Annotated in this window: 12 protein-coding genes; 5 read left to right on the top strand and 7 right to left on the bottom strand. The window is 64.6% G+C overall.

The window, feature by feature from the left end:
- Positions 1–7: 7 nt before the first annotated feature.
- Positions 8–1,198: an amidohydrolase gene (locus tag VKP62_02725; protein MEB3196095.1), complete on the bottom strand. Its 1,191-nt coding sequence runs from the start codon at positions 1,196–1,198 to the stop codon at positions 8–10.
- Positions 1,199–1,389: 191 nt separating this feature from the next.
- Here VKP62_02725 and VKP62_02720 point away from each other — a divergent pair, with 191 nt between their 5' ends.
- Positions 1,390–2,628 (top strand): peptidoglycan-binding protein, encoded by a 1,239-nt coding sequence (locus VKP62_02720; protein MEB3196094.1) that lies wholly within the window; start codon positions 1,390–1,392, stop codon positions 2,626–2,628.
- A 54-nt stretch (positions 2,629–2,682) separates the two neighbouring features.
- On the opposite strand, the gene VKP62_02715 is transcribed toward VKP62_02720, so the two are convergent.
- On the bottom strand, positions 2,683–3,444 hold the full coding sequence (locus VKP62_02715; GenBank protein MEB3196093.1) for a methyltransferase domain-containing protein: 762 nt from the start codon (positions 3,442–3,444) through the stop codon (positions 2,683–2,685).
- Positions 3,441–4,532 (bottom strand): LptF/LptG family permease, encoded by a 1,092-nt coding sequence (locus VKP62_02710; GenBank protein MEB3196092.1) that lies wholly within the window; start codon positions 4,530–4,532, stop codon positions 3,441–3,443. Before VKP62_02710 ends, VKP62_02715 begins: the two co-directional genes overlap by 4 nt.
- Before the next feature lie 106 nt (positions 4,533–4,638).
- On the opposite strand from VKP62_02710, the gene lnt reads away from it, so the two are divergent.
- The 4 genes from lnt to VKP62_02690 all read left to right on the top strand — a co-directional run bounded on the left by lnt (position 4,639) and on the right by VKP62_02690 (position 8,383).
- Positions 4,639–6,306, top strand: a complete 1,668-nt coding sequence (gene lnt / locus VKP62_02705; GenBank protein ID MEB3196091.1) for an apolipoprotein N-acyltransferase — start codon at positions 4,639–4,641, stop codon at positions 6,304–6,306.
- On the top strand, positions 6,282–6,989 hold the full coding sequence (gene lptC / locus VKP62_02700; GenBank protein ID MEB3196090.1) for an LPS export ABC transporter periplasmic protein LptC: 708 nt from the start codon (positions 6,282–6,284) through the stop codon (positions 6,987–6,989). Before lnt ends, lptC begins: the two co-directional genes overlap by 25 nt.
- Complete coding sequence (locus tag VKP62_02695; protein MEB3196089.1) at positions 6,989–8,173, top strand: LptA/OstA family protein; 1,185 nt, start codon at positions 6,989–6,991, stop codon at positions 8,171–8,173. The genes lptC and VKP62_02695 overlap by 1 nt, the downstream gene beginning before the upstream one ends.
- An 87-nt stretch (positions 8,174–8,260) precedes the next feature.
- The gene (locus VKP62_02690; protein MEB3196088.1) at positions 8,261–8,383 is read left to right on the top strand and encodes a hypothetical protein; all 123 of its coding nucleotides are present in this window, start codon (positions 8,261–8,263) and stop codon (positions 8,381–8,383) included.
- Positions 8,384–8,401: 18 nt separating this feature from the next.
- Here the strand turns inward: VKP62_02690 and VKP62_02685 are convergent, their stop codons facing one another.
- From VKP62_02685 to VKP62_02670, 4 genes are all read right to left on the bottom strand, one after another.
- On the bottom strand, positions 8,402–9,271 hold the full coding sequence (locus tag VKP62_02685; protein MEB3196087.1) for a decaprenyl-phosphate phosphoribosyltransferase: 870 nt from the start codon (positions 9,269–9,271) through the stop codon (positions 8,402–8,404).
- Positions 9,272–9,358: 87 nt separating this feature from the next.
- Positions 9,359–10,102, bottom strand: coding sequence for an SDR family NAD(P)-dependent oxidoreductase (locus VKP62_02680; protein MEB3196086.1), 744 nt, complete (start codon positions 10,100–10,102; stop codon positions 9,359–9,361).
- Positions 10,102–11,448: an FAD-binding oxidoreductase gene (locus VKP62_02675; protein MEB3196085.1), complete on the bottom strand. Its 1,347-nt coding sequence runs from the start codon at positions 11,446–11,448 to the stop codon at positions 10,102–10,104. The genes VKP62_02680 and VKP62_02675 overlap by 1 nt, the downstream gene beginning before the upstream one ends.
- Positions 11,448–12,689: a nucleoside transporter C-terminal domain-containing protein gene (locus VKP62_02670; protein MEB3196084.1), complete on the bottom strand. Its 1,242-nt coding sequence runs from the start codon at positions 12,687–12,689 to the stop codon at positions 11,448–11,450. The genes VKP62_02675 and VKP62_02670 overlap by 1 nt, the downstream gene beginning before the upstream one ends.
- Positions 12,690–12,695 lie beyond the last annotated feature (6 nt).

The following is a 12,695-nucleotide window of genomic DNA, read 5'->3' as shown; positions in this document are numbered from 1 at the left end:
CCTCGGGTCAGCGCGCTGCGGCAGGCTCGGCAGACACGGGCGCGAGGAAATCGAGCACGGCCTGCACGATCACGCGGGTGCCGACGGCCAGGGCATCCTCGTCGATTCGAAACTCGGGGTGATGGTGCGGCACATCGACGCCCTTTTCGGCGTTCGCCGAGCCGATGAAGAAGAAGCAGCCAGGCACGGCCTGCAGGAAAAAGCTCATGTCCTCGCCGCCCATGCTGGGACGCGCCACCACCACGTTCTCAGGACCAACGGCCTTGACCGCCGAATCCCAGACCCGCCGACACATGGCCCCGTCGTTGACGGTGGCCGGGTAGACGGTCTGATAGTGCAGATGACACTGGGCACCGAACGCCTTGCAGGTGTGCTCGGCGATCGCCGCCACCCGCTCCGGAATCAACTTGGCCACTTCCGGGGAGAAGGTGCGCGCCGTGCCGTTCAGGCGCGCGGTGTGGGCGATGATGTTGTGGCGATCGCCCGCCACCAGCTTGCCTACCGTCACCACCGCACGTTCCAGCGGGTCGACCGCACGCGACACGATCGATTGCAAGGCCGTCACCAGGTGAGCCGCCACCACGATCGAGTCCACCGACAGGTGCGGCGCCGCACCGTGGCCCCCCTTCCCTTGCACCAGGATCTCGAACTCATCGGTGTTGGCCATGACGGGGCCTTCCGCGATGCCGATCTGCCCGACGGGCAGGCTGTTCCAGATGTGAAACCCGATCGCGGCATCGACCGTCGGATTCCGCAGCACTCCGGCCTCGATCATCGGCTTGGCGCCACCGGGGCCCTCCTCGGCGGGCTGGAAAATGAACTTCACCTGACCGTGCAGTTGCTCCCGACAGGCCACCAGGTGGTGAATCGCCCCCAGTTGCATGGCCATGTGGCCGTCGTGACCGCAGGCGTGCATCACCCCATCACGGGTCGAACGGAATTCGCTGTCGTGGAGTTCGTGAATGGGCAGGGCATCCATGTCGGCGCGCACCAACAGGGTCGGCCCGGGATGGGCGCCACGCAACAAAGCCACCAGGCCGGTCTGGGCCACCCCCGTCTCGACTTCCAGGTGCGGCAACCCTGCCAGAATCTCGGCCAGACGGGCTGCCGTGCGATGTTCCTGGAAGCCGAGTTCCGGATGGCGGTGAAAGTCGCGACGCCAGTCGATGATTTGCTGCTGCAGGTCCAGAGTGAGCATCGTATATCCTCCCCAGCGTCTCCCACGCCCATGGGAACACAGGGTCGTCTTGACGTCCACGTGCTGTCGGTGTGACGGACACACGCGCCGGCGCCAGGTGGGTGAGGTATGATCTCAGGCTGTATCAGGCGGCCGTGCAGGCCCCGATGGGAAAACAGAACGTCGCGGCGATGCGCGTTCCTGGAGGACCTATGAACCCGCGCATTCTCGCTGCCACTGCCCTTCTCGCGGGTGTCAGCGTGTTGGGCGTGGCCTCCACGGCAAGGGCGGAATGGAAGGGCCTATCGTCTTTCGATTGCGAAAGCTCGCGGGCCAACTGGAATTTCGATGGCCTGTACGGCCCCTACACCACGCGTGCCATCAAGAACCTCCAGCAGATTCGGGGCATCAAGGTCGACGGCGTGACCGGCCCGGAAACCTGCAAGGCGCTAGGCCTGCGATATCGCCGCACGCTGCGCTGTGGGATGGGCGGCAATGACGTCTACATTCTGCAGCAGGCGCTGGCCGCCTCGGGATTCTGGTACGGTGGTTTCGGGGACACCCTGACCTATGACGGACAGTTTCCTCAGGGACAGGGCAGCTGGCTCGAGCCGCCCATCCTGACGACGCCGGAGCCGGGTGCCACCCTGCCGCCGTTGACCATGTTCACGCCGGAACCGACGCCGGAACCCACCCCGGTGCCGACGGAAGCTCCGAGCGCGGCCCCCACTCAGGCCCCCAGCGCCACCCCGTCCCCCACACCGCGACCGACCATCGCGCCCACACCGGCCCCCACGCCGGTGCCCACCGCGGTCCCCACGCCGGCGCCCACTCCGGTCCCCACCCCCGTGCCGACCGCTGCTCCCAGCCAGCCTGCTCCCGTCGCGGGCGGTCCCCAATGGCGCCCCAGCATCGAACTCCAGGCCGGAAACTGGATGCTGCCGCTGACGGCGGGAGCCGGTAGTTACGATTGGGGCTTCTCTCGCCCCACCTGGAACGGTCAGGCGTCCGCGTGGTTCGGCAACTGGGGTGTCGGGGGTGAGGTGACGAACTTCGCGCTGACCTACGTCAATTACCGAGACCCCGTCGGTGGCCCCTACTTCTTGCCCAACACGGCCATGTACGACGTGCTCGGCAAGTGGCGCTCTGATTCGGGGGAATACCAGGTTCACGCCGGCTACCGAGGCATTGGCCGGGCCAACGTCAATTTCGCCACTGTTGCCGGCGTCTGGGACCGCCCCGTACTGGGGAGCTGGCTCTGGACCAAAGCCAGCGGGCAAGTGGGTCACAATTTCGCTGGCAGCTACTTTATGGATGCCCGGGCGCTGCTGTGTTTCCGACTCGACCCGATGGTGGCGGAGATCGGCTTCCGTCACTTCTCCTATCAGAACCAGCGGGACCCGCTGCTTCACATGAACGGCCCCGTGCTGGGCGCCGGCGTGGCGTTCTGACCCGAATCGGACAGAGGTTTGAACCGATTCCGGTCAGGCCGGCGGGCCTCCACCTCAGGCGCGCCGGGCCGGAAGCAGGTACAGGTATTGTAGGTAACTGAAGCGGCGCCAGGCCGGCCAGCGATAAAGCGTTCGGTCCAACCAGGCGAAGAGCCCGGGCGCGAAACGCTCGCGAAACACGTAATGAGAGACGAGCCGGAACAAGGCCAGTTCGGGGTAGACCACCCGCACGTGGAAGGCGCCTGACAGTTTGGCCACTTCATCGCTCGTGAGCGGGAACTCCTGGTCATCTCCATACTTGGGAAACCAGAGGCGGCCGGTCAGATAGCGGCGGAACGCCAGGGCGAAGCGTCCCACGCCCGCATTGTTCTCGTGGAAGAAGGCCCGCCCATCGGGCGTGAGGGCCTGCTGCAGTGCCACCACCGCCTGTTCGAACGGCTCCAGGTGATGCAGGATCATCGCTCCAAAAACGCAATCGAACGGTCCAAACTCAGCCAGCCGCAACGCATCGCCACAAATCACCGTCAGGTCTTCCAGCCCCGCCTGCAGGGCATGCGCCCGCAAGCGTGCCGTGGCTTCCTGACTGTAGTCGATGGCCGTGACCTTGGCACCGGCTCGCAAGAACGCCAGGGCATACTCCCCCGTGCCACTGCCCAGGTCGCAAACCCGCAAGCCTCTCACGTCCCCAAAATGTTCCAGGGCAGCCACCAGCACCGGATGGTCAACAGGATGGGGCCCTAGCGGCTTGTGCGCATAGACCTCGTTCCAGTGTGTGCGGGCTGAAGCCGCAGCCGCCTGATGGGAGGCGTCGCTCATCGCAGGTCCATTCGCCAGACCAACACCGAACCGACCAACAAGAAAATCAGATTGGAGGTCCAGGCTCCGAAAAACGGGGGAATGTGGCCAAAGTTCCCCAGCGCTTCGGTGATCTGCAGGGTCACGTAGTAGATGAACACCAGGATAATCGAGAAGGCGACCCCGACGTAGCCGCCCATGCGGGAAAAAATCAAGCCCAGAGGGGCGGCAATCAACGCGGCAAAAAAACTGGCCAGCGGCAGGGACCACTTCTTCCAATACTGGACCTCGATCTGCCTCGTGGCCCCGCCGGTCTTGCGCAGGTCCGAGATCTGCCCTTGTAACTGAGCCGTGCTCATTTCCTGGGCATTCAGACCGGGCGGGATCAGTTCCGACGTGTTCAGGCTGATGGCGATGTCCATCGTCTTGAAAGCAATCTCGTTTTCGATGTAGCCGTCGCGGTCGTAACGGTAATTCGTGCCGAACTCCAAGCGCCAAACCTGACCGACCCAGCGTGCCCGCTCCGCCTGAATCACCTGCGGTAGGCCGTCCTTGGTCTTATCGAAGATAAAAATGTCCTTCATCTGACCGTCCGAGCGGACCTCTTTGATGTAGAAATAGCGGTTGTCGGTGCCCTGGAAAAACGTGTTCTCCTTGATGGGCGGCCGCGCCAGGTTGCGCGTCATGTCCTGAATGGTCTGGTTGATCTGTTTGTTGGCATAGGGCACGACCGTCTCATTCAGCACGAAGGCCGCCCCGCAGACGCCCAGGGAGGTGAGCATGATCGGCGTGATGATTCGCTTCAAGCTGATCCCGGCCGAGCGCATGGCGATGACCTCGAAGTCCTTGGTCATGCGCCCGATCGCCAGCAAGGTGGCGAACAGAAAGGCCACGGGAAAGGCCAGTACCGTCAAGAAGGGCAGGTTGTAGAGGAACAACTTGCTCACAGCCCGAAGGGGCGCGCCGGCCTTGATGATCAAGTCCGTAAGATTGAACATCAAGGCCGGCAACATCACGATGAGAAAGCCGAACACCCCGAACAAAAACGGGTTGACCAGCTCCAGCAGGATGTAACGGTCGAGAATCTTCAGCATGGCGCGGATGGTCATGCTAGCACACCCCGCTCACGCGGCCGGGGTCCCCCGAGGATGTTATAATGCAGGGTTCTTTCGCCTTGTCCCCTGCGCCCTCCGCGCGGACCCTGGAAAGCGTCACTTGACCACTCCTCTGACCGACATGTCCGCCCTCTCGCCCTCACCGGGTGTGTCGACTGCCGCCACCTGGCGAGCGGCCTGGCGGGGTGGTCCAGAAATGGGCTCGCCCGTCCTTCTCGGGTGGAAGGAACTGGTCACCGCCGCCCTCTCCGGAGCTCTGCTGAGTCTGGCATTTCCGGGTTTCGACGCTCCCAGCCTGCTGGCCTGGCTGGCGCTGACCCCGCTGTGTGCCTTGACGTTCGTGCCTCGGCGTCGTCGCGACATGGTCAAGCTGTTCGCAGCCTTTGGCGCAGGATTCTACCTGAGCTTGCTTTACTGGTTCCTCGCCATGCACCCGCTGACCTGGCTGGGTTTTTCCGAAGGGGCCAGTCTGGCCATTGTCTGCGGGGCCTGGCTGGCCGCCTCGGGCCTCCTGGTGACCCAACTTGCCGCGCTCGGCCTGATTTTCGGCGGAATGACCCGTCATCTGAGCAAGCCCGGTGCCTGGCACGTGGCCGCCCTCGCGGCGGCTTGGGTCAGTTTGGAATGGCTGACCAGCCTGGGAACCTTCGGCTTCACCTGGGGCAACCTGGCCTTGACGCAGGTGGCGGGGCGGGTGTTCGTCCAGGCGGCGGACCTGGTGGGCCCCTTCCCCATCGCCGGGGTGCTGGTCGCGGTCAATGGCCTGCTGGCGCTGGCGGTGGTGCCGGCCGTGGTCGGGGCCCCCGACCGGCAAGCCTGGCGTCCCGTGACAGCCGCCCTGCTGCTCGTTTGTGCGCTGGGCGGATACGGCGTCTGGCAAACGACCCGCCCGATTCCCTCCGGAACCTTCTCCGTCAGCATCGTTCAGGGCAACATTGCCGGTTCCGACAAGTGGACGCGTGAGCGCGGCGCCATCCATCGCATGGCCGACAAGTACCTGGGTCTGAGTTCGGAACAACCCAATTCCAATTTGGTGCTGTGGCCGGAAACCGCCATGCCCGAATTCCTGCGCAACAATCCGACCCTGCTGGAGCGCCTCCGGGCGGCGGCTGTGCGGGAGGGACGGGCCTACATGTTCGGCACCCTTGATTGGGAGGGCGAGCGGGAGAGCCTCAAGCTGTACAATGCGGTCACGGCCATCGACGGCACAGGTCGCCTGCTCGGCTTCGACTACAAGCGCCACCTGGTGCCCTACGGAGAATACGTCCCGGCGCGCGACTGGATGCCCGCCTTCCTGATGTCGATGAACATCGTCGGGCACGACTACTACCCCGGCCAGGTGCCCCATCTGTTTGAATTTCCCTTCGGAAAGGTCGGCGCAGGCGTTTGCTACGATGGCATCTTTCCGGACGCGATGCGGCCGGTGGTGCAAGGCGGGGCCCAGGTGCTGGCGATCGTGACCAACGACGCTTGGTACAAGGACACCGCGGCGCCCAGGGTGTTACTGGCTCACGCCGCCCTCCGCGCGATCGAAAGCCGACGCTGGGTGCTGCGAGCGGCCAACACCGGCATCAGCGCGGTGATTGACCCGACCGGCCGGGTGGCCTCCCAGACGCCTGTTTTCGTGGACGCGGCCCTGACCGCGCAGGCCGGGATTCGTGACGACATCACACCTTACGTCCGCTTTGGGGACTGGTTGAGTGCCCTGTGCACCCTCTGGGTGCTGGGAGCCTTGGGGGTCGGATGGATCCGCACAAGGAAAACCTGAACCAGCCAGCGGAGGTGGCGAGCGCTCCGCCCGGGCCGCCGGCGAAGCCTGCCCGGGCGAGGCCAAACTGGCTGGCGCCCTGGCCCATCTACCTGCTCACGGTGTTGGTGGTCGCGGGAACCATTTACGTCACGCGCGCGCGACAGCAGGCCGGCCTGGCAGACCCGGTCTTGCCGAAGGCCATCAGTCTGGAACAGAACATCGAGGTCAAGTTCTCCGACGTCACCATGCAAGGGCGACAAAAAGGCGTCCAGCGTTGGCTGATCGAGGCCCCGACCGTTTCGCTCAGCCGGGACGGTCGCTACACCACCTTCGAACCCAAACCCAAGGGTCGGTTCCTGAACTTGAAGGATTGGAAAAATCAGGATGCCAGCCCGAGCGAGAAGGTGCGCGCCCTCGATTGGACCGCCGACCAGGCCCGCTTTGACTCGTTCAGTGAGGACCTCCACATGTCGGGACACGTGGTGCTGACCACGGACGACAAGGACATCATCAAGACCGAGGAACTGGCCTATCGGGCGCGCACCAAACGGGTCGAAATGCCCAAGCCCGTGACCATCACCATGACGGATGGCACCGAGGCCCGCGGCGATGCGCTCGAGGCCAACGCCGACGCGGAGGTCTTCGAACTCAAAGGTCACGTGGATTTCCGTGCCAAGGCACAGGACGAGGAGCGTTTGTGATGTCCCGCGTCTGGTCCTGGGTGGCCGCCCTTGCGATCACCATCTCGGCATCTCCGGCTGTCGCCGAGAATGAAGTTCCCCCGCCGCCACTGGTGCTGCCCTCCGTACGGACGGTGCCGCTACCGACACCCGCCGCCGTCAAAACCAACCCCAAGCCTGCTCCGCGCCGCGTCTCCCGGGCTCTGACCAAGCCGACCAAGGGTAAGAAGGGCAAATCCGACGAACGCATCCACATCACCTCGGACTACCTGAAATATGACCGCAAGGCGCGAATGGCCCTGGCCACGGGCAACGTCAAGATTGTGCAGGACGACACCACCATCCGGACGGAGGAGGTCCAGTTCGACCAGGCCAACAAGGTCTCCTACATGACCAAGCCGGTCAAGGTGACCCAGGCCAAAGAGGGAGAGCCTCCCACCCTGCTGAACGCCGACCGCATGACCACCTTTCATAAGGAGAAACGCCTGGTGGCGGAGGGCAAGGTCCGCTTCGTGCGCAAGCGCAACCCGCTGGCCCGGGCGCTCACGTCGGCCAAGCGAGATAAGATTCAGGCCGCCATCAAGAAAGAAGACACCGTCATCGACGCCGACGAACTGGAATACTGGACCCAGAAAAAGGACGCCCACTTCAAGCGCAACGTGGCGATCATCAATGGCAAGAAAAAGGCCTGGGGCGACTCCGCCTTCATGGACCGGGCCCGGGACGAAACCCGCCTCGAGGGCAACGTGAAGGTCGTCCAGATCAACGGCAACTGGCTCGTCAAGGAGGGCATCGTCGAGGCGGATAGCCCGGACGAGGCCCGAGACGAAGCCCTGCGGGAGCGGGCCACCTTGTGGTGTGACAAGCTGGTGATCGACAACCGCACGAGCGACGCCGTGGCCACCGGTGAAGTGGTTCGCATCGAACAGAAGGGCAAGGTGGCCACCGGCAAGAAGGCTGTCTTCTCCGACCGGCAAAATCTGATCACCCTGACGGACCAGGTCCGGGTGCAGCAGGCCAATGGCGATTGGTTGACCGCCTCCCGCGCCGTCTTCAACACAAAAACCGAGGTCTTCGAAGCCTTCAGCGGCGGACAGACCCAGGTCCAGACCGAGTTCGCTCCTCCCGATAAACAAGCCTCTCCCAAGCCTGCCCCCAAGGAACGCGTCGAACTCGACATCAACATGCGGGAAACGGAACGCTGATCACATCGACGCCGCCGCGCCCGGCGATAGGATGAGGGCGTGCCCCGTCGTGGCATCGCACCGAGCCAACGCCCAAGGAGTGTCGTCATGGCCACCACGCCTTCCAAAGAAGACGCCATCGCCCGGCTCAAGGAAATCATCGCCAAAGACCGGTCGGAAACCCGCCGGGAGCCGATGGTCCCTCAGCCCGATTTTCCCGCTGCAAGCTGATAGCTCCAGTCGTGTGGGTCAACCCAGCCACATGACCCAGCTGCAGCCCGCCACCCAGAGCGCCAAGGTCAGCAGCAAGGGAGCGTCTTGCCAGACCACTTCGGTGGGGTTCTCGCCGGCCTGGCGAGCCTCCACCAGATAGCTATAGCGAAAGAAGCCAAACAACACCAGCACGACGGTCAGGGCCAGTTGAGGTCGCACCGTGCTGGTGAAGAGGGCATAGAACAGAATGGCGGCTGTCGCGGCCATCTGAGCATAACGGTCGAGCAGGGAGACGGTATAGGCGCCAAGCACGCCACGCGCCCCGCCATCGGTCAGGGCCAGTTCCTGGCGGCGCTTCACAGCGGCGAGATACAACGCCAGGCAGAGCGTCGTGACCAGCATCCAGTTGGAAAGCGGCACCGACAGGGCGGCTGCACCGGCCGCGACCCGCAGCAAGAAGCCCGTCGCGACACAGAAGATGTCCACCACCGGAACGTGTTTCAGGCGTAACGAATAGGCGACGTTCAATCCAAGATACGCCCCGATCAGGGCTCCGACCTGAGGCCACAGCCACAACGCCAGCAGCACGGGCAGCAGCAGCACCCCCAGCAGGCCGTCGGCAGACCTGACAGAGACGGTACCGGCCGCCAGGGGCCGGCTGAGACGCTTGAGCGGATGCCGGCGATCGCGTTCGACGTCCACGCGATCATTGAAAACATACACCGCCGACGAGGCGAGACAGAACAGAAAGGCCGCCAGGCCAGCCTGCCCGAGCGCGTCCGGACGGACGAACAGGCCCGTGAAGATCAAAGGGGCCAGCACGAAGCCGTTTTTGATCCACTGGCGCGGACGCAACAGCGCCAGCAAAGCCTGCCAGCCAGCCACGGCCTGCGGCACCCGGGCCATCTGCTCCCCCCTCGGAAGGGGCGGGTGAGCGTCGGATCCGGCCGAAGACGGCATCGATTCAGACGAGGACGCGGCGTCAGACACGGTTCAGAGCTTGGATCTTTCAAAGAGGGGGCCGGGGATTCCGCGAATCAGCGCCATCACCAGGCGCCAAAAACCAGGCACGTAAGCCACGGCACGCCGGGCGTCGATCGCGCGCACAATGCCCTCAGCCGCTTGTTCCGGGGTGGCCACCAGGAACATACCCGGTTTGCCCCAGGTCATGGCGGTGTCGACAAATCCTGGCTTGATCGTGATGACCGCCACACCAAACGCTTTGAGACGATGTCGCAAGCCTTGCGTGTAAACCGCCAAGCCTCCCTTGGCTGCCCCATAGAGATAGTTCGACTGCCGTCCACGATCCCCCGCCACCGAGCCAATCACGCAAAGCCAGCCGTGGCCTTGCGCCTGCAGGGCTTCCGCCACCGTCTCACACGCCAGCGCGCAGGCGGTAAAGTTGACGTGTAGCAGCTGGGCCGCCCGTTCGCGAGACCGCTCGGCCTCGCGCTGGTCATCCAGCACCCCGAAGGCGACCAGCACCCCGGCCAGCGTCCCCTCCGCGGCCAAGCGCAATTGGGCCTCAGCCTCCGGAGAGGCAGCATCATAAACGTAGGCAAGCACCTCCACCTGATGCCGGATGGCCAGGTCCGCCGCCAAGGCCCTCACCTCGACCGCGTCGCGCGCAGCCAAGCGGAGTGGATGTCCACGTCGCGCCAGCAAGCCCGCCACGGCCCGTGCCATCCCGGAGGTCGCGCCCAGAATGAGGACGGGGTCCAGCGTCGCCGCCTGCATCACACCAACCCCAACCGAACCGCCTGCAACGAACTGAGACGCCGATCCGGGTCGAGGCGTTCACGCAGGTCACGAAAGGCATCCAGGTCCGGATACATGGCCCGCAGGGTGCGGGCATCGGTTTGCGAGTCCTTGGCCAGATACAGTCGGCCGCCGTGTTCCAGCACCGCAGCATCCAACTGCGCCAGCAGGCCTGGGGTTTCCCGTTGAAACGGAAGGTCCAGCGCCAGGGTGTAGCCAGGCATGGGAAACGACAAGGGGCCCGGCGTGGCATCGCCAAAGCGCTTGATGACGGCCAGAAAGGAGGCCGCCCCCACGCTGGAGAGGCGTTCCAGGACCCTCGCCAGCCCGCGCCGAGCGGTGGCAAAGGGAAAGGCCACCTGATACTGCACGAAGCCCCCAGCCCCGTACAGGCGATTCCAGGCGTGCAAGCGGTCCAGGGGATAGAAATAAGGTTCAAGCGGGACCACGCAGGCATAGCGAGTCCGATGAACCCGCCAGAAGACCTCATTGAACGCACCCACCGTGGCGCGATTCATGAGACCAGCCGGCATGTCGCAGGGAACGGCGATCGTCCCACGCGGACGCGTCGCCAGAGGCGGCCCCCAGCGGGCGGGCAGAAACTCCGCCTCGAGGTGGTCCCCGTGCATGGTGACGCCACGCCCGAGCGAGCGCCCGCGCGCCAGGGCATCCACCCAGGCGACGGAATAGGTATGTCGGGGGTCATGAACCTCCAAAGTCCCCATCAGATCATCCAGGTTGGCCACCTGGCGGTAATCGACTTTCATGAAAGCGGAAGTCACCCGGCGCAGCCGAATGGCAGCCAGGAGCACCACCCCCGTCAGGCCCGCGCCCCCCAGGGTCGCCCAGAAAACCTCGGGATTCAGTTCACGCGAACATTCCAGCACCTCGCCGGCTGGCGTCAGGAGCGTGAAGCCAAGGGTCCAGGCCGCAAAACTCCCGTCCACGTGGTGGTTTTTGCCATGCACGTCATTGGCAATGGCCCCCCCCACCGTCACGTGCTTGGTGCCAGGCGTGACGCCGGGAAACCAGCCCCGGGGAAGGAAAACGGACAGGATGTCAGCCAGCGACACGCCGGCCTCACACACCAGCACGCCGGATTCGTCGTCGAAACTGAGCATGCGGTCGAGGCGTTCCAAGCTGATCACGCCTTGCGGGTTGAGCGCCTGATCGCCGTAGCTACGCCCCAGCCCTCGCGCGATCCGGGTGCCCTCCCCGGTGGTAAGCAAGCTGACCAGGTGCTGACGCTTCTCCGGGCGATACAAGGAACAGAGGGCTCTCGGTCGGCGTCCCCAGCCGCTGAGTTCCACGGTCGGTGCGGCCATCACGGAATCAACACACCCGCCATCGCCGCCGACATGCAGGAAGCCAGTGCCCCGGCCAGCATGGCCCGGGGCCCCAGCCGCGCCAGGTCCCCACGCCGTTCCGGCGCCATGGAACCGATGCCGCCGACGTTCTGAGCGACTGAACTGAGGTTTGCGAAGCCACACAGGGCAAAGGTGGCAATCATGACGCCGCGGTCGGACATCGTGTGATTCTTGACCGTGTCAGCCAATGCGGCATAGCTCAGGAACTCATTCAGCACCAGCTTCGTGCCAATCATGTGGGCCACCGCCGAGGCATCCGCCCACGGCGCTCCCAAGGCGAGGGCCAGTGGAAAAAAGGCCCAACCCAGAATCTTTTCCAGCGACATCGTCGGATGGCCGACAAAACCACCCAGCAGAGCCAGGCCCCCGTTGAGCATCGCCACCAGCGACACGAAGGCGAGCAGCATGGCGGCGACGGTGAAGGCCAGATGCATCCCATCAGACGCCCCCTTGGCCGCCGCCTCGATCACCGAGCTTTCCTGACTGACGACGTGCAGGGTGGCGACCGAATCGCCCCCGGCCGCCGCCGTTTTTTCCGTTTCCGGAACGATCAACTTGGCCATCGCCAGGCCCCCGGGCGCGCCCATCAGGGAGGCGGCCAGCAACGCCGGCGCCCACTGGCCGCCCAGCAGGCCAATGTAAGCCGCCATCACGCCGCCTGCGATGGTGGCCATCCCGCCGGTCATGAGGGCCATCAACTCGGAACGCGACATCGAAGCGATGTAAGGACGCACCAGCAAGGGGCCTTCCACCTGACCGACGAAGACGCAGGCCGCGGCCGAGAGGCTTTCCGGGCCGCTCGTGCCCATCAGCTTGCGCATCACCCAGGCCAGCGCCGCCACCATTCGCTGCACCACCCCCAGGTAGTAGAGCACCGAAATGACCGAAGCCATGAAGACAATCGTGGGCAGCACCTGAAAGGCAAAAATGAAGCCAAAGGAAGACGTGTCCATCAGCTTGCCGAACACAAAGCCGGCGCCCTGCTTGGAGAAATCCAGCAACGCCGTCACGCCGGCCCCGGCCTTCTGAAACAGCCACTGCCCCCAGGGAAATTTGAGGATGAAGAGCGCCAGCGCGAATTGAATCGCAAAGCCAACGCCCACGGTCTTCCAGGCGATGTCTCGACGCGAAGTGGAGAGCAGCCAGGCGATCGCCACCAGCAACCCGATCCCGCAGACGCTCACGAGTTGAATCGGCACCAGGGG

Source organism: Candidatus Sericytochromatia bacterium, from assembly GCA_035285325.1.
Classification (GTDB): domain Bacteria; phylum Cyanobacteriota; class Sericytochromatia; order S15B-MN24; family JAQBPE01; genus JAYKJB01.
The sequence above is the reverse complement of the archived record's forward strand: the minus strand, read 5'-3'. Positions and strand labels throughout refer to the sequence as shown.

Excerpts from the sequence above, each read along its gene's own strand:
- VKP62_02725 (MEB3196095.1), bottom strand. The coding sequence starts at position 1,198 with ATGCTCACTCTGGACCTGCAGCAGCAAATCATCGACTGGCGTCGCGAC.
- VKP62_02720 (MEB3196094.1), top strand. The coding sequence starts at position 1,390 with ATGAACCCGCGCATTCTCGCTGCCACTGCCCTTCTCGCGGGTGTCAGC.
- VKP62_02715 (MEB3196093.1), bottom strand. The coding sequence starts at position 3,444 with ATGAGCGACGCCTCCCATCAGGCGGCTGCGGCTTCAGCCCGCACACAC.
- VKP62_02710 (MEB3196092.1), bottom strand. The coding sequence starts at position 4,532 with ATGACCATCCGCGCCATGCTGAAGATTCTCGACCGTTACATCCTGCTG.
- lptC (MEB3196090.1), top strand. The coding sequence starts at position 6,282 with ATGGATCCGCACAAGGAAAACCTGAACCAGCCAGCGGAGGTGGCGAGC.
- VKP62_02695 (MEB3196089.1), top strand. The coding sequence starts at position 6,989 with ATGTCCCGCGTCTGGTCCTGGGTGGCCGCCCTTGCGATCACCATCTCG.
- VKP62_02690 (MEB3196088.1), top strand. The coding sequence starts at position 8,261 with ATGGCCACCACGCCTTCCAAAGAAGACGCCATCGCCCGGCTCAAGGAA.
- VKP62_02685 (MEB3196087.1), bottom strand. The coding sequence starts at position 9,271 with ATGGCCCGGGTGCCGCAGGCCGTGGCTGGCTGGCAGGCTTTGCTGGCG.
- VKP62_02680 (MEB3196086.1), bottom strand. The coding sequence starts at position 10,102 with ATGCAGGCGGCGACGCTGGACCCCGTCCTCATTCTGGGCGCGACCTCC.
- VKP62_02675 (MEB3196085.1), bottom strand. The coding sequence starts at position 11,448 with ATGGCCGCACCGACCGTGGAACTCAGCGGCTGGGGACGCCGACCGAGA.